Annotated in this window: 10 protein-coding genes and 1 riboswitch; all 10 genes read left to right on the top strand. The window is 51.4% G+C overall.

Annotation, left to right across the window (positions count from 1 at the left end; genetic code table 11):
* The first annotated feature begins 13 nt into the window (after window positions 1-13).
* On the top strand, window positions 14-10,321 hold the full coding sequence (locus CRG97_RS16345) for a non-ribosomal peptide synthetase (protein ID WP_098744948.1): 10,308 nt from the start codon (window positions 14-16) through the stop codon (window positions 10,319-10,321).
* A 33-nt stretch (window positions 10,322-10,354) separates the two neighbouring features.
* On the top strand, window positions 10,355-11,326 hold the full coding sequence (locus CRG97_RS16340) for a hypothetical protein (RefSeq protein WP_098744945.1): 972 nt from the start codon (window positions 10,355-10,357) through the stop codon (window positions 11,324-11,326).
* A 39-nt stretch (window positions 11,327-11,365) separates the two neighbouring features.
* Entirely contained in the window at window positions 11,366-12,106 is a 741-nt protein-coding gene (locus CRG97_RS16335) for a thioesterase II family protein (protein WP_098744942.1), read from the top strand.
* Entirely contained in the window at window positions 12,100-13,380 is a 1,281-nt protein-coding gene (fabD, locus tag CRG97_RS16330) for an ACP S-malonyltransferase (protein WP_098744939.1), read from the top strand. The genes CRG97_RS16335 and fabD overlap by 7 nt, the downstream gene beginning before the upstream one ends.
* A 14-nt stretch (window positions 13,381-13,394) precedes the next feature.
* Window positions 13,395-14,777, top strand: coding sequence for a M20/M25/M40 family metallo-hydrolase (locus tag CRG97_RS16325; RefSeq protein WP_098744936.1), 1,383 nt, complete (start codon window positions 13,395-13,397; stop codon window positions 14,775-14,777).
* Between the two features lie 606 nt (window positions 14,778-15,383).
* Window positions 15,384-15,800, top strand: coding sequence for a hypothetical protein (locus CRG97_RS16320; RefSeq protein WP_098744933.1), 417 nt, complete (start codon window positions 15,384-15,386; stop codon window positions 15,798-15,800).
* Between the two features lie 381 nt (window positions 15,801-16,181).
* Window positions 16,182-18,113, top strand: a complete 1,932-nt coding sequence (locus CRG97_RS16315; RefSeq protein ID WP_098744930.1) for a fructose-1,6-bisphosphatase — start codon at window positions 16,182-16,184, stop codon at window positions 18,111-18,113.
* A 513-nt stretch (window positions 18,114-18,626) separates the two neighbouring features.
* A complete protein-coding gene (locus CRG97_RS16310) occupies window positions 18,627-20,003 on the top strand; it encodes a UDP-N-acetylmuramoyl-tripeptide--D-alanyl-D-alanine ligase (RefSeq protein WP_237566433.1) in 1,377 nt (458 codons plus the stop codon).
* Window positions 20,004-20,958: 955 nt separating this feature from the next.
* Window positions 20,959-21,053, top strand: a riboswitch (cyclic di-GMP riboswitch).
* Between the two features lie 228 nt (window positions 21,054-21,281).
* A complete protein-coding gene (locus CRG97_RS16305; RefSeq protein WP_161952944.1) occupies window positions 21,282-23,441 on the top strand; it encodes a non-ribosomal peptide synthetase in 2,160 nt (719 codons plus the stop codon).
* 526 nt (window positions 23,442-23,967) lie between these two features.
* A complete protein-coding gene (locus tag CRG97_RS16300) occupies window positions 23,968-24,897 on the top strand; it encodes a poly(ethylene terephthalate) hydrolase family protein (RefSeq protein WP_098744924.1) in 930 nt (309 codons plus the stop codon).
* Window positions 24,898-24,960: the final 63 nt, after the last annotated feature.

Below are 24,960 nucleotides of genomic sequence, written 5' to 3'. Positions count from 1 at the left end.
AGGGAAGGGTGCCATGTTTCAACTGGATTTGCTGGATACCAATAAAGACACATCCGGGCGGAAGGGGCGGAGCGGGGGCTCCGTCTCCAATGTTTCCCTCAAGGATATTGCGATTGTCGGGATATCCGCCAAGCTGCCGCGCGCGGAATCGCACGAGGCCTTCTGGGAGCTTCTGCGGAGCGGCAAGGACCTGGTAGGCGGGTTTCCGGATTCCCGCAAGGAGGAATTGAAGCCGTATTTGCGCCGCATGGAGGCGCAATACGGCTCCGTTTCCTTTTTTGACGGGGCGTATTTCGAAGATATTTCAGGTTTTGATTATTCTTTTTTCCGGCTTTCGCCTAAGGAAGCCTCGCTGATGAGTCCGGCGCAGCGATTGTTCCTGCAGACGGCCTGGGGCGCGCTTGAGAATGCGGGGTACGGCGGAGATGCGCTGCATGGTTCGCGTACCGGCGTCTTTATCGGCTATAACGGGGACACGCTGCATGATTACAAGCGAATCATCGAAGCGCTGGACCCGGACGCCTTGTCCATGGCGGCGCCTGGCAATCTGAGCTCCATGATACCGAGCCGGATTTCGTATTTGCTTAATTTGCGCGGACCGGCGATCAGCGTGGACACCGCCTGCTCCTCCTCGCTGGTAGCGGTCCATCTGGCATGCCAATCGATTCGCAGCGGCGAATGCGAGGCAGCGATTGCCGGCAGCGTCAAAATTAACGTGCTGCCGCTGGATACCGGCATACGGCTTGGCATCGAGTCAAGCGACAACCGGGCCAGAACGTTCGACGACTCGGCGGATGGAACAGGCATTGGTGACGGCGTGTTTGCGCTGCTATTGAAGCCGCTGTCCCGCGCGCAGGAGGACGGAGACCATATTTATGCCGTCATTAAAGGCAGCGCGATGAATCAGGACGGCAGCTCGGTCGGCATTACCGCTCCGAACGCCCTCGCGCAGGAGGATGTCATCGCGCGAGCCTGGCAGGATGCGGACATTGATCCCGAAACGGTGACGTATATGGAGGCGCACGGCACGGGAACCCCGCTTGGCGACCCGATCGAAATCGAGGGGCTGACGCGCGCCTTCCGGAGATATACCGATAAACGACAATTTTGCGCCATCGGCTCGCTGAAAACAAATATCGGCCATCTCGACCATGCCGCCGGCATTGCAGGACTGTTCAAGGCGATCCTGTCGCTTGTCCACAAGCAGCTTCCGCCAACGCTTCATTACCGCTCGCCGAACCGCAACATTCCGTTTGTGGATTCGCCCGTTTATGTCAATGACGAATTGACGCCATGGGAGACGGACGGTGAAGTAAGAAGATGCGGAGTAAGCGCGTTCGGCATGAGCGGGACCAATTGCCATGTTGTGCTGGAGGAGGCTCCCGCCGGGATGCCATCGGATCGCTCGGACAGAGTGGAGCTGATCTGCTTGTCCGCGCACAGCATGACGGCGCTAGAGCGGCTCGTGCTGCTGATACGGGACTGGGCTCTGCAGCACCGCGGCGATGAAAGTCGCAGCATGGCCGACCTTTGCTATACATTGGCCGTCGGCCGGGGAGCCCATCGGTATCGCCTGGCGATTGCGGTAAGCGGCTGGGAAGAGCTTGCCCTGACCCTGCAAGCCGCAGCCGAAAGCAACCTTACCGGCCTGGCGCTGCCTAACGTCCTCTTCGGGACAGTCAATTCAGCGCCGGTGGGGAATATGAGGCAGCAACCAAGTTCAAACGAACGGGAATTAGAAGCGCTGGAGCTGGGCCAACGTTACGTGGGCGGATATGAGATTGACTGGAAGGCGATCTTTCGGGGACAACGCCGCCATCGGCTGCCGCTTCCGACGTATCCGTTCGATGCTCATCGTTGCTGGGTGGAGGAGACACGGGCTGGAGCAGCGCTTCATATGCCATTTGCGGCCTGGAGCGGATATTCGCTCGGTGGAGATATTCCCGAGGAGCTTGCGCAAGAAATGAACGAGACGTTTGCCAGATGGCAGGCCGTGCTTCAGCGGAGCGGCGGGATGACGAGTCAACGCCGCCGCGGCGTTGCGTTAACCGGGCAGCGCTCCCGCCTGGAATGGGAGCAGCATGTCGCAGATGTTTGGGGAGAGCTACTGGGTTATGACGAATTGCCTGCGAATGCCGGGTTTTATGAGCTGGGCGGAGATTCCATTATTGCGCTCAAAATAGTAAACCGGGTCAGCGAACTTGTGGGCGTCCGCATTCAGGCGGCGGATTTGCTGGGATATGCGGATCTGCCTTCGTTCACAGCGCTGATCGAGCAGCGTCTCAGGGAGAGCGGTGCGGTGGCAGCGCAAAGAACAAACATTGGGTTTGATAGACAAGGGGCAGGCGTTGGAATCGGCGAGGAAGAGGCGAACGGCGGGCAAGCGGTAGCCGGCACCTTTGACGTGAAAATGGCGGGCGGTACTCGTGACGGGCGAGCGGAGGCTGGAGGTGTTGGCGGATCAAGAGTAACCAGAGTGCATGTCGGGTCGTTGACCGGCCAAGCGTCCGACTCTTTGCTCGGCGATACGCTGGAGCCGATTCCAAAGGTGGCTCTGCAAGAGCATTATCCGGTTTCATCGCCGCAAAAACGCATGTATTTGCAACAGCAGGCGATGCCGGATGATCGCAGCTACAATTTGCCCGAATTGTTGCACTTGGACGGGGCTATTGATGCAGATCGGCTGGAGGCCGTCCTGCAAGCCATCGTGGAGCGTCACGAGACGCTTCGCACCACCTTCCACGTCATCGACGGAGAGATCAAGCAGCGTGTTCACGACGCCATTTCATTCCGCTTGAATCATATGGAGGTCGATGAAGCGGAAGCGGACACCGTGCTGCAAAGCTTGTTCCGGCCGTTCAAGCTCGATACGGCTCCGCTGCTCCGCGCAGCTTTGCTGACGCTGGGGCCGGAACGCCATGTGCTGTTTCTTGATATGCATCATATTGCATCCGATGGCATGTCGGCGGGCATTCTTTTGTCCGACCTGATGACTTTATATCAGGGCGGTTCGTTGTCACCGCTGCCGCTGCAATACAAGGATTATGCGGTATGGCAGGAGAGCAGGCCGCTCTCTGGGAACGCCGAACGGTATTGGCGCGAGCAATGCCGGGGAGACTGGCCGACGCTTGCGCTTCCGACCGATTCCCCGCGGCCGCCCGTCAAAGGCAATCGTGGTGAAACGTTCGACGTGTACGTCGAGGCCGGTTTGACGGCGGCTGTGCGCAGCCTCGCGGCCGAATCGGGCGCAACTCCGTTTATGGTGCTGCTATCGGCGTATTACACTTTCCTCGCCCACTATACAGGGGCCGAGGACATTGCCGTCGGCACGCCGATTGCGGGACGGAATAGGCGGGAGCTGGAATCGATCGCGGGCATGTTCACCGGCACGTTGGCGCTGCGCGCTTATCCGCGCGCGGACAAGCCGTTCAGAACCTTTTTGTCCGAAGTGAAAGAGATGACGACCGGGGCTTACGCCCACGCCGATTATCCATTCGAGGAAATCGCGCAATGGATGGACAGAAGGGACGCCAGCCGGAGTCCACTGTTTGACACGATGTTTATCATGCAAAACCTGGGTATTCCTAACGCTTCTTCGGAGGGATTGTCGTATCGCCACCAGCGCTTTGAGCATGGCACGGCCAAATACGATTTAATGATTCAGGCTGTTGAGAGTGGTGAGGAATTGCGGCTAGTCGTTGAATATAATACCGATTTGTTTCGCCGCGCGACAGCCGAGCGGTTCATGCGGCATTATGTGCAGCTGCTGCGCAGCGTGACGCTCCGTCCCGACGACTCGCTCGGCGAAGCGGAGATGCTGACGGAGGAGGAGCGCCTGCACATGCAGGCGTTGGGGAGACGCGAAGCGGACTTTCCGCCGCCGCGTTGTCTGCATGATTGCTTCAAGGAACAGGCGGCGGCCGTTCCCCACCTGCCGGCCGTATCTTGCGGCGGTGAATCCTTGACCTATCGGGAGCTGGATCGCCGCACCGATGCGCTGGCGCGAACCTTGCACGCCAAAGGTGTGGGACGCGGCAGCGTAGTCGGCATCATGGCGGAGCGCTCCATCCCCATGCTGACCGCTATGCTCGCCGTTATGAAAGCAGGAGGCGCTTATCTGCCTATAGATCCGCATTATCCCGAGGAGCGCATCCGCTACATGCTGGAGGACAGCGGCGCGGAGCTGGTATTCGCGGACGGCGCGCGTTCCGGATCTGCGACCGTCGTACCGGCCACCTTGCAGGTGCTGGACATTGCGGATGAGACGCTGTTCTCCGGCGGAGACGATGCCGTCGCCGCATGGCCGCAGGACGCCGCTGATCCGATGTATGTCATCTATACCTCCGGTTCTACGGGTCAGCCGAAGGGCGTCATTGTGCCGCACCGCAGCTTTTACAATTTCGGACATTCGCTCAGGGCGCTATTCGGCGGGCAATACGGCAAGAGGGACAGATGCCTCAGCCTGACCAGTATTTCGTTTGACGTTAGCGTAGCGGAGCTGTTTATGCCGCTTATGTTCGGTGCTTGCACGGTGCTTTACCCGGAGCCGAAATTGCTTGATTCGCGGCGAATTGTCGAGGTAATTGCGGAAGAGCGGATTACATTCGCTTATTTGCCGCCGTCTTTGCTGAAAGAGGTTGCGCGGCTGCTGGAGCCATCGACTTCCGCGATTACGCTAGACAAAATGCTCGTTGGGGTAGAGCCAATTCAAGATGAAACGCTGGAGCTGTATACGAAGCTTAATCCCGTGATTCGGATTATTAACGGCTACGGCCCGACGGAGGCGACGGTTTGCTCCAATATGTACGTATACAAGCCGGGCGTTTACCGCGGCGACTATGTGCCGATTGGCGGACCGATGCACAACGTCGAAATTTATATATTCGGCTATGGCGACCAGCTTGCTCCTATCGGTGTAGCCGGGGAGCTGTATATTGCCGGCAGCGGCCTTGCCGACGGTTATGTGAACAAGCCGGATATGACAGCCGAGCGCTTTTTGCCGCATCCGTACCATGAGGGCCGCTTCATGTATCGAACCGGCGATATCGCAAAGTGGTTGCCGGACGGCAACGCGATGTACGTGGACCGGGTCGACCAACAGGTGAAAATCAGAGGCGTGCGGATTGAAATGAACGAAGTTCACTCGCAATTGATCTCCCTTCCCGAGGTGGAGGATGCGGTTGTGGTCATCCGCGAGCAGGCAAGCGGCGACAAGGAGCTGTGCGCATATGTGGTCGCTTCGGACAAGCTCCCTTCGCGGGAATGGCGAAGAAAGCTGAAACACAAGCTGCCGGAGGCGATGATTCCGGCCTATATCGCGGCGATTGACGCGATACCTCTGACGCCGAACGGGAAAGTGGATCGGCGCGCCTTGCCGGAGCCGGACTTCGGGCTACGGGAGCGAGGAAAGCCGGAGCTGCCACGAGACGGGATAGAAGAGCGCGTCGCCGCCATTTGGGAGGAAGTGCTGGGCGATACGCCCGGGCCAATCGGTATTCACGACGAATTTTTCGAGGTTGGTGGCCAATCCTTGAAGGCTGCCGTGCTTGCGGGCAAGCTGCAGCAGGCGACGGGCGTCCTGGTTCCACTCAGCCTGATATTCGAGCTTACCTCCATTGCGGAAATAGCCGCCTGGCTGAAGGAGCAAGACGGCGCCGATGCGGCGGCCGAGCCGATTCCGAAGGCGGAACGCCGCGAGTGGTATCCGATGTCGCGCGCCCAGCGCCGCCAATATATGATGCAGATGCTGGCCGGAGACGCCACCATGTATCATGTGCCGTTCGCGCTCCGCTTGCAGGGCAGGCTGGATGCGGCGAGGCTGGAAGACGCGTTTACGGCGCTGATCAGCCGCCACGAAAGCTTGCGGACGACCTTCCATATGACTAAGGACGAGTTCAGGCAAATGGTTCATCCGCCGTATGCGTTCAAGCTGGAAGTGCTGGACTCCGCAGCGTTGACCGGTGACGAAGCGCTGCAAGGAGCACCACCTGACGGCGCCAAGGTGACGAGGCTAATGGAAGTCTTTCAGCACTCGTTCCATCTGGACAAGCTGCCTCTGCTGCGGGCGGGGCTGCTGCGACTGAATGAGGATGATCATCTGCTGCTGCTGGATGCTCATCACATTATTACGGACGGCGTATCCTCCGGTTTGCTGGTAAATGAGCTGTCGCAGCTGTATGCCGGACAAGCGCTGCCGGAGCTGCGGGTGCAATACAGCGATTATGCGCTGTGGCAGGAAGCCGGATTTACAAATGCCGCTTATGCGGAGCATGAGCGGTACTGGATGGAAATCTTCGAAGGCAAGCTTTCTGTGCTGGAGCTGCCGACCGATCGGCCGCGACCGTCACTGCCGAGCTATAAGGGCCGCCGCTATTCGTTCCGTCTCGACGCGCGGACAACGGCTGAAGTGCGAAAGCTGGCGCGGGAAGCCAAGACGACGCTGTATACGGTGCTGCTGGGCGCTTTTGCCGCGATGCTGGCCAAATACAGCGGGCAGGCCGAAGTGATTGTGGGCACCCCCGCCGCCGGCAGGGAGCATGCCGATACACATGGCATGATCGGCATGTTCGTCAACACGCTGGCACTGCGGATCAGGCCGGAAAGAGACAAGACGGTAAGGGCCTATGTGGCGGAGCTGCATAATCATGTCGTAGAGGCGCTTTCGCGCCAGACGTATCCATTCGAGGAGCTGGTCGAAGAGCTGAAGGCGGATAGGGACAGAAGCCGCAATCCTTTGTTTGACGTTATGTTTGTCTTGCAAAATATGGACCGGGCGGTGATGGAAGCTGGCGGCCTCGTCTTTGGCGAAATGCCGTTCGAGACGGGGACAAGCAAGTTCGACCTGACACTGGAAGCGGTGGAGCGGGAAGAGGAAATCGAGCTTCAACTGGAGTACGCAACGGATTTGTTTCATGAGGAAACCGCGCACCGCATGGCGGAGAGCTATACCGTACTCGTACGGGAGATGTGCAGATCGCAGGGTCGCACGGTCGGCGAGCTTGAGCTGATGAGTGAAAGCGAGCGGGAGCAATTGCTGGCACTGTTGACCGGAGGAGGCATGCCGGTACAGGCCGCTAGCAGAGAGGGGAGCAATGGTAGGATGGAAACTCGAGCCGAGAAAGACACGACAGACCAGCAAGGAGATGCGACGGCTTCCTCGCAAGCCGCGGCGGAATGGACGGGGTTTGTGCAGGAGGTGGAGCGCCAGGCGGCGCGCACGCCGGATGCGGCGGCGATTCAATTCGGCACGGAGACGGTGACGTACGCCGAGCTGAACGAACGCGCGAATCGGCTTGCCCATTCCTTGCGGGCGAAGGGTGTGGGGCCCGAGCGCATTGTCGCGCTGATGGCGTCCCGTAGCCCGCTGCTGCTTGTCGCCATTTTGGGTGTTCTGAAAGCCGGAGGCGCATATGTCGCCATTGATCCCGCTTATCCGAAAGAGAGGATCGACTGGATGCTTGAGGATTGCGGCGAAGCGCTTCTGCTGACGGAAAAAGCATATGCAGGAGTCGTAACGAGAGCCGTTGCCGAGTGGTATCTGGACGATCCGGAGCTGTATGCGGCGGACAGTGGCAATCCGGAGTTAGTCCATAAGCCGGACCATTTGGCGTATGTGCTGTATACGTCGGGCTCGACCGGGCGTCCCAAAGGAGTGATGATCGAGCATCGCGGGCTGGCGCATTTCATCGGAGGCTTCCGAGACCGCATTCCGTTTGAGAAGGGCCAGAGCCTCCTGGCGATGGCATCGGTCTCCTTTGATATTTTTGTCGTTGAAAATCTGCTTCCGCTTACGCTTGGTATGCGGATTGTACTCGCGAGCGAAGAGGAACGGGGCGACGCCGCCTTGCTGCAAGACCTGATCGACGCGCACAGCGTCGATGTGCTGCAAATTACGCCGTCGCGCTTCAAATGGTGGATGAATCAGCGAGGCGAAACGGATGGTTTGCAAAAGCTGCGCATATTGATGATCGGGGCGGAGCCGCTGACGACCGATGTGGTCGGCAGGCTGCGCGCCGCTACCGGAGCCAGATTGTTTAATTTGTACGGTCCGACGGAGACGACGGTGTGGACCTCGATCCGGGAAGTGACCGAAGGCGAGGAGATTTCGATCGGTACGCCGATCGAAGGTTCCGTCATGATGGTGCTTGACGAAGGACTGAAGCTGCAGCCGACTGGCGTGACGGGCGAAATTTGTATCGGCGGGCCGGGCGTCGGGCGTGGGTATCTCAGCCATCCCGAATGGGATGTCGCTTTTGTGCCGAATCCGTATGCTCCGGGCGAACGCATGTATCGCACCGGCGACCTTGGGCGCAGGCTTGAAAATGGGGAGTTTGCCTATGCGGGACGCCGCGATTACCAGGTGAAAATCAGGGGTCACCGGATTGAAATCGGTGAAATTGAGCAGTTGCTGCTTCGCCATGAGCAGGTGAAGGAAACGGTCGTCACCGCGTTTCAGGAAGAGGAGGGGGAATATGCGCTTTGCGCGTATGTCGTCATGCAGAACGTCGCAGCAGCAGATGCGGAGCAAGACGGCGCCACGCCATCCGGCCGATTGACCGCGCAGCTGCGCGAATATCTCGGGGACAAGCTGCCTTCTTATATGGTTCCGGCCTTCATGGTCGTTCTGGATGCGATTCCGCTTACGCCAACGGGCAAAATCGACAGAAGGGAGCTGCCGGCTCCGGGACCAGCCGACGCTGGCATACGCGAGCTTGTTCAGCTGTCGACGGATACCGAACGCAAGCTGGCGGAGATTTGGAAGGAGCTGCTCGGTACGGATGCGATCAGCGCCAAGGATAGCTTTTTCGAGCTGGGCGGGCATTCCCTGAAGGCGGCAGGCATGGTCAGCCGCATTGCGGAACGTTTTGGCATCCAAATGCCGCTGCGCGATATTTTCATGAATCCTACGCTTGAAGGTTTAGCGGCCCATCTGGATACTAGTGGAACCGTGGCGGCCATGCGAATTCCGAAGCAGCCGGAGCGGGAGTATTACCCGATGTCAAGAGCGCAGCGCCGCCAATTTATGATGGGGCTGATCTCGGGCGAGGCAACGATGTACCATGTGCCGTTCGCCGTGCATATGCAAGGCAAGCTCGATGTGGAGCGGCTGGAGGAAGCTTTCCTTGCGATGATACGCCGCCATGAATCGCTCAGAACGACGTTTCATCACGAGGAGGACGAGTTCCGCCAGCGCGTGCATGCAGAGCCGGTATTTACGCTGGAGCGGGGCGCCAAGCTGAGAATGGCGGCAGGCAAGCTGCTCGCGGAAGGCGGAGACGAAGGATTGTTCGGCGGCATCAGCGGGCTGATGGAGCGCTTTATCCGTCCGTTTGATCTCGGCAGTCTCCCGCTGTTCCGGGCCGGATTAATTCCGCTTAGCGAGGAGCGCCATCTGTTGCTGCTGGACTTTCATCATATTATTACCGACGGGGTCTCCGTCAGTGTCCTGCTGCAGGAACTAACCACTTTGTACGGCGGCGGCGAGCTGCCGGAGCTTGATATCCAGTACCGGGATTACGCGGTATGGCAAGAAGAACAAATCGGCAGCGAGGCCTATATGGAGCATGAGCGATACTGGCTGGAGGCGTTCGAAGGGGAGCTGCCGACGGTGGAGCTCAAGACAGCCTTGCCAAGGCCGGAACTGCAAAACTTCGAGGGAGGTCTGATCAACTTCATGCTGGATGAGGATCTGACGCTCAAGATCAAGGCGTTTGCGCGCGAGCGCGGCACGACGTTGTATACGGTGCTGCTCGGAGCTTATTCGATGCTGCTGAGCGAATGGAGCGGTGAGGAGGATATCATTATCGGCACGCCAGTAGCGGGCCGCAATTATGCCGAGCTGGAAGGGCTGATCGGGATGTTTGTCAATACGGTCGCGATTCGCAGCTTCCCGGAATCGTACCGGACCGTTGGCGATTATTTGTCCGAGCTGCATGAGGATGTGCTGCGAGCGCTGGAGCACCAGAATTACCCGTTCGAGGATTTGGTGCAAAAACTGGGAATCGAACAGGACCGCAGCCGCAATCCGCTATTCGATACGATGTTTATTTTGCAAAATATCGATCGCGTCGCTTACCGTTCGGGCGGCATTGAATTCGACCCCAAGGAGTTCGATCCGGGCGTCAGCAAATTCGATTTGACGCTTGAAGCGGTGGAGCGGGACGGCAGGATCCGCTTTGCGATGGAATATGCGACAAGTTTGTTCCGAGAAGAGAACGTCCGGGCACTGGCGGATGATTATATGGCGATTATTCGCGCGCTGGTCGAAGACGGAGCAAGCCAAAAAATCAGTGCTGTGCTTGCGGCAAGCAAGCTTGCTTAAACCAACATTCTGAGTCTAAGGAGGCGGCGAACCATGAAGCTGTCGATGAAAAGGAAACCGTTTAACGAGTTTTGGATGAACTGCATGCTGAACCAGGCGTTTTCCATTGCGGTGTCGGAGGAGCCCAGCTACAGGGATGCAGCGTATTTGAACATTTACCGTTACTATCCTTGGGAGGCCGCAACAGACAAGGATTTTCGCTATCCGACAATTGACACGCTGTATTATATGGATGATCCGGCCAGATTCCCTCTGTCGCAGGTGTTCCGCTATATCGAGCCCGGTCATTTCCGCAGCAAGGAGACGGTGCTGGAGGAAATCAGGGCGATCATGGAGGGCGGACGCAACTTGAGCGTAAACGTCGATCTGTACGACTGGCTTCCGGGCAGCATGGCCTGGAAAAAGTTCCACTGGTATCATTATTCGCTGTTTAACGGATACGACAAGGAGCGCGGCGCCTTCTACGTCATTGACGATACGCTTGCGGGCTACGAGGAGCATGAGGTGCCAGAGGAAAGGCTGCTCAAGGCGTACGGCAACTCGGAATACAACGTGAACCCGGACTATTTGGGGCCTGCCTTCTACGTATACAACCTGCAGGAAAAGGTTCAGCCCTACGAGTTGAAGCTGGCTGAAGTGCTGGAAAATGCGGAACGGCTGGCGAGGGAGCTTGGCGAGTTCTCCGTAGAGGGCATGTGGAATGTAGATTCCGACCCGGAGAAGAAGCAAGCTCATTTGACCTACGGCCTCGTCGGCGTCAACATCATTTGCAATCGGCATATCGCCAACATGTCGCTGCTACGCTCCATGCGGGAGAAGAGGATGATCGGCGAAGCGCTGCTTGAGTCGCTATCCGGTCAGCTTGGCGCAGTGAAGGAAGGATGGGATCTGGTGAAGGACCGCTTTGTGACGGGGGACTTCGAACGCGGCAGAGAGCTGGCGCTCGCGAACGATTTGTTCGCGAAGGAAAAAGCGTTCTGGACCACGCTGGTCGCCGGCGCGTAACGGCCATTTGCGTCAACATGTTACCGGGAGGCGGGCGTTATGACCATATCTTTAATTTGTTTGCCATATGCAGGAGGCTCTGCACAAGTGTACAAGCGCTGGACGAACCGGCTGCATCCTGGCGTGCGTCTGGTGCCGGCCGAACTGGCGGGCAGAGGAAGCCGCATGGGCGAGCCGTTCTATGAGGACGCGGCGGAGGCCGTGCAGGATTTGCTGCCGCTGGTGCTCGAGACGGCGCTTGGCTCCGATTCATATGCTTTATTCGGCCACAGCATGGGCAGCCTGCTTGGGTATGAGGTGCTGCATGCGCTGTGGGAGGAAGGCTTCCCGTTGCCTGGGGCAGTCTTCCTCTCCGGCAGAGGGGCGCCGCATTGCGAGCAGGAGGAGGCTCGCCGGACCCATATGCTTCCGGATGACGAGTTTCTCGAGGAATTGAAACAGCTCGGCGGCATGCCAGACGAACTGTTCCAGCATCGGGAACTGCTGGATATGTTTATGCCGATCCTAAGAGCCGACTTCAAGCTTGTCGGCGAATACGAGCATCGGATGCGGCCGCCGCTGCCGCTCCGGCTCGTCATCTTGAGCGGCAAAGATGACGACTGCATCAAAGGCCCGCTCGGTGAATGGGACCGTTATGCGACGGGAGGCTGCGAGCTGATGCTGTTTGAAGGCGGACATTTTTTCCTGCATGAGCGGGAACGCGATGTTGTAGCGGAGATAAACAAAATGCTGACCGAGGCGCCTGCGACCCTGAGGAAGGAGCGTGATGGAAGATGCTGAACAAACATGCGATATGGTTTCCCGGTCAGGGCTCGCAGCGCGTCGGAATGGGAAAAGCGCTGAGCGAGCGGCATGCGATTGTCAAAGCGACGATGGAGGAAGCGAACGAAGCGCTGGGCATACGTCTTAACAGCCTGATGTATGAGGGACCGATGACGGAGCTGACGCGGACGAACAATGCCCAGCCCGCCATTCTTGCGCTTTGCGTGGCGATGTACCGCGTCTACAGCCGGGAATGGGGATACGTACCGGCGATGGCCGCCGGCCACAGCCTGGGCGAGATTACCGCTTTAACCTGCGCGGGAGCCATAGCGTTCCCGGATGCGCTCAGGCTCGTACGCCGCCGCGGCGAGTTGATGCAAAGGACCGCCGCTGCGGGGATCGGCGCGATGGCCGCCGTGAACGGGCCGAGTCCTGATGTTGTCGCCAAAGTATGTCTGGAAACCAGCGCGGGCTTCGCGGACGGAAGCCGTATTGTTGTGGTATCGAATATGAATTCAGAGCAGCAGACGGTGATTTCGGGACACAAAGACGCCGTCCATGAAGCGTCCGAAAGACTGTCCGCCCATGGGGCCGCAGTCATTCCACTGCAGGTAAGCGCGCCATTCCATAGCCCGTTGATGGCGCCGGCCGCGGCGCAATTTGCCGAAGTGCTGAGCTGCGTCTCGTTTGGAGAAATGGATTTTCCCGTAGTTTCCTCCTTGACGGGTTTGCCTTACGGGAATACGGCGGAGATCGCGGGTATACTGGCAAGGGGATTGACGGACCCCGTCAATTGGCCGGCGGTCCTTGCATTTCAGAAGAGCATTGGCATTGCCGATGCCGTCGAACTGGGTTCGGGCAATGTATTGAAAAGGCTTACCCCATCGGATGGACTGCGCGTATTCTCTTTTGACGACAAGGAGGATGAGGCTCATCTGTTTGCCGCAAGCCGGCAGACGGACGCTTATTCAATTGAACTGCTGAATCGTTGTCTGGCTATCGCCACTTGCGTCCGCAATCGCAACTGGAACGCGGCCGAATATGAACAAGGCGTCTCTTCGCCTTACCGCGGCGTGCAGCAGTTGGTCGATCGGTTGCGGGATACGGGAGAGCAAGTGGCGGAGGCGCATGTTCGGCAAGCGCTGGCGATGCTGGAATCGGTGTTTCGCACCAAAGGCACGTCCGCCGAAGAGCAGAAGCGGCGGCTCGCAAGGCTGCGCGATGAGTTCGGCCTGCGCAGCTTGCCAGGCGTTTCTCCTGCCGACCGATCATACGCGGGCAGTCTATTATAGAAAGGAGCGGGGTCATGGGTATGCGGCTGACCAATGACGAGTTGGAGCAGGATGAAGTCGAGCGCCCTGCGGAGCTGCCGTCTCCCGTGGAGATTTTGCAGGCATTGATCCGCTTCAATACAACAAATCCGCCGGGCGAGGAAGCCGCATGCGTCATGTATATCCAGCAACTACTTGAGGATGCGGGCATTGAGACGCGGACCTACGCGCTTGATCCGGCCCGGCCCAATCTGCTGGCCAGGATGAAGGGCAGCGGGGAGGCACCGCCGCTGCTGCTGTACGGGCATGTCGACGTCGTTGGCGTCGACATGCAAGCCTGGAGCCGCGACCCGTTCGGGGGCGACATCGAGGGCGGCTTCGTCTGGGGGCGGGGCGCTCTTGACATGAAAGGCGGCGTGGTGATGCTCGTATCGACTTTCCTCCGCGCGCATGCCCGCAAGCTGGCGCTGCGTGGCGATCTCATTCTAGCGATTGTCAGCGACGAGGAAGCAGGGGGCGAATACGGGGCTTCCTACCTGGTAGAGCGGCATGCCGATTATTTTGCGGGCGTAAAGTATGCGCTAGGCGAATTTGGCGGTTTTGCATTTCATGCCCTAGGGAAAACCTTTTATCCGATTATGGTGGCGGAGAAGCAGCTCTGTTGGCTCAAAGCGACGATTCGAGGAGATGGTGGCCACGGCTCCATGGGCAATCCGGAAGCCGACTGTATGGCGCAATTGGGGAACATGCTTCAATCGCTTAGCAGGAATAAGCTGCCGATACGTGTGACACCAGCGGCCCGGTTGATGATTGAAGGCATGGCCGCCGCACTGCCGCTGCTGCCGGCGCTGCTGCTGAGAGGGCTGCTGCGTCCCCGGCTGTGCGGCCTCATCCTGAAGCTGCTGGGGGAAAAGGGAGGGACGTTCGCCCCTCTTCTGCGTAATACGGTCAGTGCGACCGTCGTTCACGGCGGCGAGAAAATCAACGTTCATCCAAGCGAAATTACGGTCGAGCTGGACGGCAGAACGCTGCCGGGCGTCACTCCGCAGCAATTTATGGACGAGCTGCGCCGATTCGCGATTCATGATTCGATCGGGCTGGAAGTGCTGCGCCATGATCCATGCGCCGCAGCTCCCGACATGGGAATGTTCGATTTGCTGTCCGATGTGTTGAAAGAAGCGGATAAGGAGTCCGTTCCGGTGCCGATGCTGCTGCCCGGAGGGACGGACGGAAGATGGTTTGCGAGGCTCGGCATCCAAACTTACGGTTTCCTGCCAATGCCGCTGCCCAAGGACATGCAGTTTACCAAACTGATTCATGCGGCGGATGAACGCATTCCCGTAGAAGCGATCGAGTTTGGCACGAATGCAATTTACCGGGTGCTGGAGCGGTACGGAGTGCACCGTGATGCCTTTTAAAACGTTTTGAATATTCGCATATTTTCAATTTTATTAGCGATTGTATGCTTATGTTTTTTGGAGAAAGTCCCTGCTAAAGCAAGAATATTTCTACTGTGATAATTTGTGCAGAACGATGGAGAATAATTCTTTTTATAGATCATCATTAATTATAAGGGATCAATTGGAATACTTCGCAAACCAAATTGTCAGTCATCAAATGAGTGTATCGGGAGGAATCCATCCTAACATTGTGCAAATTTTAGAGGATTGAAGGTATTATGACGTACTTCATGAATGTATGCTAATGTCATAAAGAGTGCAGACTCCTGAATTAATCGATAGCAATACAATAACCAGGACCAAATGGTCTCTGGTTTTTTATGTTGTCTTATATGCCTGAACGGAAAAGGAAATGAACCACCAAAATATTCTTCAGGAACTCAGGCTATCTCGCGCTGTTCAGCAGCACTGGGATTCATTTTTAGGATCATATCAATTACTTCGTTGCGGCCGATTAATCGCACACCATAGCTCACTTCTATATAATCTCTCTTTTTTGATATCACCACACACATAAATAATTTTATTTTTTTTGTTAACGATACAGGTGAAGAGGTGACCAAATTGAAATCCAAAATAAAATTACTTTTGATTCTGTCGACATTTTTAGTTGCAATGAGTGTAAGTGGAATTTGTTTAGCTGCACCAGAAGAGCAGGTAGAGGATTCAGTAAAGGACATACGAACCTACACGTTATCCATCCTTTTTAGAGAAATCAATGACTCGATATCAAAAAAATTTGGTATTACAGATTGGGGTTTTTACCCTAAGAAAGTCTGTGAAGTAAATGGCACCAGTCTTACTTTAGAAGGGGATCTCTTTAAGGACAACAAAGTCCAAAAAAGAATTAGAGTCGATTTAGAGAAGAAGGACAGCTCAAGCTATAAGGTAATTCGAGTTTCGGAAATGAATGAGCCTCGGGAACCTCATGTTTTTCCCTTCAGCTATTATTCGAAAGGAATGTCCTTGGAAATTCATTAAAATCCAAAAGGCCGCAGACGGGGATCTGTTTCAAATTCGCTAAATAGGTTGTTTAAAAGTGTGAAGCCTAAGCAACCCCCCTTATTCCAGTATGTTACAATTTAACTTCTTAACGTAAGTGAGCTGAATTTTTTTGTGTATGTTATGATATAAAAAAATAGATATAAAAATGTAAGTCTCTATTCATTCGTTAGCAATGAACTGTTCATTAATTAATCATTCATGGGCAACCTCACGAATAGCAGTGTTCAGGTTCCGAAATGATTACACTAGATTAAAGGTACGCGGCTAGCTCCAATAAAAAACCTATTAAAAGGCCATAGGGATTCTAAGTACACCCGGCTATACATCACTAAATTTCCTTGAAGGGGGACATTTGTTTTGGATGCGCAGTTTCTAGATTTATTGGCCCAGAACTATGATACGGAAGAAAAAGTCATCACAGAGATCATCAACCTTGAAGCGATCTCCAATCTCCCCAAGGGGACTGAACATTTTGTCAGTGATTTGCATGGGGAGTTCCAGGCTTTTCAGCATGTACTAAGAAACGGTTCGGGTACCGTAAAAGAGAAAATCAAAGATTTATTCCGTGAGGTTTGGACGGATCATGAAATCAATGATTTTGCGGCGTTAGTTTATTATCCGGAAGAAAAAATACAGCTGGTTAAAGGAGACCTGTGCAATAAACAAGCCTTGGACCGGTGGTATAGACAAACGATTGAACAAATGCTTAAGCTCATTTCTTATGCCTCTTCCAAATATACGCGCTCGAAATTGCGTAAAGCTCTGCCCGAGCAGTTTGTATATATTGTAGAAGAGCTTCTATACAAGACGGATTCGACCAACAATAAGGATCCTTATTATGAGGAAATATACCGGCAAATTATCTCCTTGGGCCTGGCGGACAAGCTTATTATCGGCCTTGCTTATACGACACAGCGCCTGGTGGTTGACCATCTTCATGTGGTCGGAGATATCTATGACCGCGGACCAGACCCCGAAAAAATTATGGACACGCTGATCAACTACCATTCTGTAGACATTCAGTGGGGGAACCATGATGTCCTGTGGATAGGTGCCTTTTCGGGTTCCCAAGTCTGCCTTGCGAATATTATCCGGATCTGTGCCAGATACGACAATCTGGACATCATCGAAGATGTATACGGAATCAATCTTCGCCCACTGCTGAACTTGGCGGAGAAATACTATGATGACAATCCGGCCTTCAGACCGAAGCTGCAGCAAGGCCATAACCTATCGGAGCAGGAAATCCTGCAGATTACCAAAATTCATCAAGCCATTGCCATGATCCAGTTTAAGCTTGAAATCCCGATTATTAAGAGACGTCCATACTTTGATATGTCTGAAAGGCTTTTGCTTGAGCAAATCGATTACGATAAAAATGAAATCAAGATCGGCGGAAAAACTTACCCGCTGGAAAACACCTGTTTCAGAGCCGTAAAACCGCAGCAGCCTGAACAATTGCTGGAGGAAGAACAGCAGGTGATGGAAAAGCTGCTGTTCTCCGTTCAACATTCCGAAAAGCTGGCCAGACATATGAATTTTCTTATGAAAAAGGGAAGCCTTTATTTAAAATACAACGGGAATTTGTTAATCCACGGCTGTATTCCTTTGGATGAAGAAGGAAACATGGAAGAAATGCAGATTGAAGACAAGACGTACTCGAGCCGTCAACTGCTTGATGTTTTTGAGTATTATTTACGTCACGCCTTTGCGCATCCGGAAGAGACGGATGATCTGGCTACAGATATGGTATGGTACATCTGGACAGGGAAATGTTCCTCGCTCTTTGGAAAGAGAGAAATGACCACCTTTGAACGGTATTTTATCCAAGATAAAGAAACCCATAAGGAGAGAAAGAATCCTTACTACCATTTGCGTGAAAACGAGGAAATCTGCCGGAAAATCCTGCTGGAGTTTGATTTGAATCCGGATCATGGACATATCATAAACGGCCACACGCCGGTTAAAGAAATTCGTGGGGAGAACCCCGTTAAAGCAAATGGGAGAATGGTCGTCATTGACGGCGGTTTTTCCAAAGCCTATCAATCCACAACGGGCATCGCCGGATATACCTTGTTGTATAATTCCTTTGGCATGCAGCTCGTCGCCCATAAGAAATTTAATTCAAAAGAAGATGTGTTATGTAACGGAACGGACGTATTGTCTGTAAAAAGACTGGTGGACAAAGAACTGGAGCGGAAGCTGGTGAAGGAAACCAATGTCGGGGAGAAGCTGCTGCAGAGAATCTCAAATTTGAAGAATCTCTTGGAATATCGCTACATGAAATGAAACAGCTGCCCCCTAGGGTGGCTTTTTGTTTAATTTCTTTCCATCCGTCCGGTTTTCAGCCTTAATTCGTGCCTTAATGCCGCCGAGCACCCGGTGCCGTGCTCCATCGGTTTGTCCAGGCTGCCTGAAGTATATCCGGTCGTTTGTCCCAGGCTTAAGTCAGTCAACTTATTCGGAGAATTAACAAACAATAGCCAGCTCAATGGAGTCGGCCATTGTTTATGTGGGGCTGGAAATTAGGGGAGTAAACGAACTTGTACCGATTGCCAATTAGATATGTTAATTAAACGAACAGCCTTTCCGAACAAATGTCGGCTTCGGTAATATTTGAAATCATTAGTTTTATGTAGTGTAGAACCACCTAATGCAGAAAAAGCCTTTGAGATGGATCTTTTTCTCTTCTTTAAACCATGTCATTATCAAGGTAAATAAAAAAGGAAAGGTTCCACGATAAGGCTTCGTTCGTAAATTTTGGTCAAAGCACTAATTAGAATCACAACAAATGGTGGTGCTATGATGATTTCTCATAAACTGAAAGTTATTGAGCAGATGTCTGAAGGCGATGGGTTATCACGAGAGTTTGAAGAATTTTTGATTCAAGGTGTATCTATTGACTCAAGAACAGTGAAACCAGGTAATCTATTTATCCCTATTATAAGAGAGTTAGACGGTCATGATTATGTTAACGAAGCAATTTCTAAAGGGGCGGTAGCTTCTTTCTGGCAAAAGGATCACCCAGACCCACCTATTCATCTGCCGCTAATCTTTGTTGATGACTGCCTAAAATCCTTACAAAAATTAGCGGAAAAATATCGAAAAGAACTATTAGTCAAAGTAATTGGTGTTACGGGTAGCAACGGTAAGACGACTACGAAAGAAATGATCAATTCAGTTTTAAAATCGAAATTTCGAGTTTATAAAACAGAAGGGAATTTAAACAGTCAAGTTGGTGTTCCATTAAATATTTTAAGGATAAATAAAGATGCAGAAGTTGCAATAATTGAGATGGGAATGAGTGAAAGAGGTCACATTGATCAATTATCAAAAATTACCGAGCCGGACATAGCTATAATTACAATGATAGGGGTTTCCCACCTTTCAAGCCTCGGCTCCAGAGAAGAAATAGCAACAGCAAAATTAGAAATTCTAAACGGCTTAAAGAATGGCGGATGTCTTGTTTATAACGGTGATGAGCCATTATTAACCACAAGACTCTGTAATATTCAAAGAAATACCTCAATAGAAACCATAAGTTTCGGCCAAGAACAATTTAATGATATAAAATCTGAAAATACAGTAACTAACTCAGAAGGTTCCAAATTCTCTGCTGCTAACATTAAATTTCACCTCCCACTTCTCGGCGAACATAATATTAATAATGCACTTGCTACAATTGCAATTGCATTAAAGTTGGGCTTAAGTTCGACAGAAATTAATAAAGGGTTTCGAAATTTAAAATTGCCAGAGATGAGAATGGAGAAGATTGATTCTCCTTTGGGATTTACAGTTATTAATGATGCATGGAATGCGAGTCCTGATTCTGTAAGTGCAGCAATAAAAACTTTTCAAGAACTAACTGGTTATAGAAAAAAGCATCTAGTAATTGGTGATATGCTTGAACTTGGTAATCATGAAGAAGAGTTTCACCGAGTAATTGGGAGAAGCCTTGATCCGCATAAAATTAACTATATATATACATTCGGGAAACTCAGTAGCCTTATTGCATTAGAAGCAACGAAGAAATACCCAATTGGCGCAGTAAAAAGATATATGGATAAAATGGAATTGGCAAGAGCATTAAAAAGAGTCATTAAGAAAAATGACGTAGTTTTATTAAAAGCATCAAGAGGGATACAAATCGATTCAATACTTCCAATATTAATGCAATAACTATTACACTAACGGGAAACGTTAGTTCAATGAAACAGCGACAGTCTAGGACTTTATGTTCTCATCCTTTGCTGTCGCTGTTTCATTTCTAGATAGGCTTATAAAGCTGCTCCAAACGATGGAGTAATTTAGATAGAGAACGAGAGAGGGGAATGTTTAAGTCGAGGGACAAAAACATGGTCTCATTGAAAGTTGCTATTTTAGCGGGAGACATGAACATTACTCTATCATTATTTGTTGCTGAGCTATCACCTTTATGGTTACTAATGTATAATCAGGGTAAAAGCGCAGACAACACACGCTCCAGCCTAGGATAAGATCTATCTAAGGCTGGGGCTTTTTATTTACATTGGAGATTTTGAGAGATAGTTAATCGAATTGGTAACTATATGCCATGTAGGTTTGCTGAGATAGGTGAAGCAGGTCCTATTATTTTTGTCCCATATTACAAGAAACAAAAGTATTGGTTCCAATGATATCTGTAGTCGTAGTTAGGGCAATGGATATAGGGTCGAAGTTGAAAAATAGGAACTATTGCCTTAATCAGCCAACATCCAATATCCAAGTAATAACACAAGAATAGACAGGGATAGGAGACAAATAGTACTGAATCTATTAGAGTAATGGCGTCATTTTGTGGAATTTTGCCGAGGACAAAAACGTGTGTATGTCTCTGTTCTTAATCGATTTTTGTGTGTAAAAAAGTATCCTGTCTTTTGAATAAAATAGTTTTAATAGGTAGTTAAGTGAAGTATAGTGAAGTCGCCGAAAGCAAAAATTAGTAAAGATTAACTATCATGACCTAGAGTTTCATCATGGTTATCAATATCATCAAAACAATTCTAGAAAGACAATATTGAACAAAAGACCTATCGATTTTCATTTGGAAACAAGATACAGTAAATGTAAATCGAATACATAATATAAACATGATTTACAATTTAATGCTAGTTTTGTACGACAATAGCAAACCCACCGAAAGGTGGCGACGCAAAGCTATAGGGGCTAATGCGGGATCTACTGCGACCGCGATGCCAGCCAGTTGCCGAATACGACGGGAGACCTCCGTTTTATTCATTTGAAGAAAGGGGGTTTTTTGACGTTCCAAAAAACAACGGCGAGCTTCGCTGTAAGAAGAAACTAAGTTTGGGGCTATACGAGGCCACAGTCATAATTGGCTCAGGAGGGGGATACTTCTTCATCGCAGAATGCGAAGAGGATTCTTCTGTTCGTTATCAATCAGACATTAATGAATCGATAATCCGGGAGTTGATGGTCATGGAACAAACGACATGTGAAGTATCAATTGACGAATTTCCGTGGGGGGGATGGACCAACGATGAAGGAAGCCGGGTTAGTTTTTGCCTTGATTCTGCAACGACCCGAAAACTCTATCAACTTGCGTTCAATTTCGGAATAACTGTGGATATGGCACTAATGGCTTGTTATGCGATCCTGCTTGCCAAATATACCGGCGAGGATGACCCTGTAATTGGGTATTCGTTGGAAAGCCAGGTGCTTCCTATACGATACTCTCCTACTATACATAAGCCATTAGGTAAGTTTCTGATAGAAGTCAAGCATACCACGATGAAAGCACTCGAAGATCGGAATATGCGTAAGAATCTGAGCGGCAATCCGTTCATCAAAGCGGCGTTTACTTGGCAAAACGCCAATACCACTCCTTTGAAATCCGATCAGTTGGGGACGTTTGAGCTTGCTTTGACGGCTTTTAAGAAGGAATCTCTCATGATACACCTTGATTATGCGACCCGCTTGTACAGAAAGGAAACGATTGAGCAGATGGGCGACCACTTGAGCCGTATTGTGCAGGAAGTAGCCGATTTTCCCGAGAAAGTGATTGCCGACATACGCTTGTTGTCCGAAGAAGAGGAGAGACAGATTCAGGCTCTCAGCGGAACTAAGACGGACTATCCTTCCGGCAAAACGGTCCATTGCTTGTTTGAGGAACAGGTCCGCTTAACCCCTGATCGCCCGGCGGTCATGTCCGAGGACCATCAGATGTCCTATCGGGAATTGAACGAACACGCGAATCAGCTTGCAAAAGCACTACAGGATCACGGCGTAAAGCCAGAGAGCGTCGTTGGCATTGTCGCGGATCGGTCTGTCAGTATGATCGTCGGGCTTACAGCCATATTGAAGGCGGGCGGCGCTTATATGCCCATCGAAGCCGATTCTCCGTGCGAAAGACTCGAATATATGCTTGAGGACAGTCGGGCGGGATTTTTGCTGGCCCCTTCCAGTTGGAAGCCTAACTTTGCATTTGAAGGAAAAGTAATTTATTGGGACAACGCGCAGCTTTACCTTGACAGCTGTCCCCATACGATATCTGCAGTAACCTCGCAAAGTCTAGCGTATATCATCTATACTTCCGGATCAACGGGGACACCGAAAGGGGTCATGGTTGAACATCGTAACATCGTAAGACTGGTCAAGAATACCAATTATTTCAATTTTTCCATGGATCATCGAATTTTGCAAACCGGCGCAATTGCATTCGATGCGTCAACCTTTGAAATCTGGGGATCCCTTTTGAACGGATCTACCTTGTATTTGATGAAGGACAAGGATCTATTAGACCTTCTCAAATTGAAGGAAACCATCATCGGCCACCGCATTACGGCATGGTTTCTGACTACGGCTTTGTTCCATAATCTGGCCGAACAGGATCCTGGCCTCTTTCGTACGTTGAACACCTTGCTAGTCGGCGGAGAAGCGTTATCCCCAAAGCACGTAAACGCCGTAAGTAAGACGTGTCCCGATCTGCGAATGGTCAATATGTACGGTCCGACGGAAAACACGACATTCTCCACTTATTTCCCGATCGAACGTGAATTCGAATCCGCCATTCCGATTGGCAGACCAATATGCAATTCCTCCGCTTATATCCTTGACAAACAGTTGAAGCTTCAGCCCATCGGAGTAGTGGGAGAGCTTTGCGTTGGAGGGGACGGTATCGCGCGAGGGTATTTGAACCGGCTGGAATTGACAGAAGCCAAATTTGTGGAACATCCGCTCCTCGGGGAAAGGTTATATCGAACGGGGGATATGGCCCTGTGGCTGCCGGATGGCAATATCGAAATTATCGGACGAATCGACGATCAAGTGGAGATCAGAGGGTATCGCGTGGAACCGAGAGAAATCGAAACTCGACTGCTGGAACACAACGGAATCTTGAAAGCCGCGGTAGCCGTCGAAGCCGACGAGAGTGGCAATCCGATAATATGCGCGTATTTTGTTGCGAAACAGGTTTTGTCCGAAACGGATGTCAAAGCGTATTTAGCCCGAAATTTGCCTGCATATTTCCTGCCCTCTCTTGTGGTACAGATGGAAAGTTTGCCGCTTACCCCTAACGGGAAAGTCGATAACAAAGCTCTGCCGGACCCTGATCTTCTTCGTCCGATGCTTGTCAACTGAGACGAACCACTAAACGACGCAGCAAATGCTCAAAAGGATCTGGCTGGACAAGGATGCCGAGAGGATAGAGAACGCATTTGGCTCATTGAGATTTAGCGAAATTCATAGATTTGCCTCATTATTAAGTCGGAAGACAAGAACATAGTCTCATTAAAGTCCGCTTGAAAAGCGGATTTTTTATTTATGGGTCAAATTCTTGTCATTAATTGATGACAAGAATTTGACCCCATTCCCGAAAAAGTAGTAGTCCTCAAATGAATCGACAGCCGATTAAGTAAACGGGCAGGATAGTTGAAGGACATGCACGGTGATCTGGCAAGAAAGGTGCATGAGGATTTTGTTTGCGGCGAAGAGGAGTCCATCCGAGTTTTATAACCTGAATAAGCATGAAAAGTAAAAAGTTGCGAATAAAAGAAATTTGCGTGTAACGAAACATAACTACATCTTTTACGTATATCCATTCAGTTTCATACTTTATCAGAGAAGACGATAGAGAAATCTATAGACTATCGTAGAGGTCACGTGTATGTCGGTTTTAAAAAAAAGAAAGTGGATTTTATGGTTGTCAGTTTTAGTCCTTATCGTTGCAGTTCCAATAACCATTTTCATGCAAATAATCATTCATTCTAATGTACCAGAACTCGCAGAAGGAAGCATTGAGCAGCGGTATGCACAGAAAGGAAGCTATCATGTAAAGGTAGAAGAAGTTAAGGGTATGAGCGGGGAGGCTTTATTTAGAATATACTATCCAGCATTTCAAGGAGACGAATCCTATCCTATTATTTCATGGGGGAATGGAACAGATGCCACGCCAGATCGTTATGATGCGCTCTTAACTCATCTAGCTAGCTGGGGATTCATTGTAATAGATTCCTATAGGAAGACAACAGGAACAGGCAAAGAAATTGTGGAAGCTATTGATTATTTGAAAAATGAAAACGAACAAGCAAACAGCTTGTTTTATCAAAAAATACAAATGGAACATATTGGTGTAGCTGGACATTCTCAAGGGTCTACAGGGGTCATTAATGCTCATACCAACTATAAAAGTGGATCGTTGATAAAAACGGTTGTATCCATCGCTCTCCCGGATTTGAAGCATTGTGATCCAGAAGATGTTTACGATACAGCACGTATTACCGTTCCTTTTCTCATTATGGGCGGTACACGAGATTTTCTAATCTCACCGGTATCAACGAATCAATTTGCCTTGCATAGTACTAATGCAAGCACGCCTGTTATGATGGGGATGGCAAAAGGTGCAGCTCATACAGCGATTGAAGGTAATGGTGGCAATCATAGGGGGTACTTAACGGCTTGGATGAGATATCGGCTGCTTGATGATCAGGAAGCCAAGAAGGCATTTCATGGGGATTCTTCCGAGATGATGCATAATACAAATTGGATGGATGTTATACAAGCAAATATGGATGATAATAAATTCGTTCATCCATAACAAAAAGACGGCATGTTTGGTAATATCCCCTCGTGGTAGACAATGAAAAAAAGACATCTGGTA

The organism is Paenibacillus sp. EZ-K15 (genome assembly GCF_002573715.1).
Taxonomy (GTDB): Bacteria; Bacillota; Bacilli; order Paenibacillales; family Paenibacillaceae; genus Paenibacillus_AQ.
The sequence above is the reverse complement of the archived record's forward strand: the minus strand, read 5'-3'. Positions and strand labels throughout refer to the sequence as shown.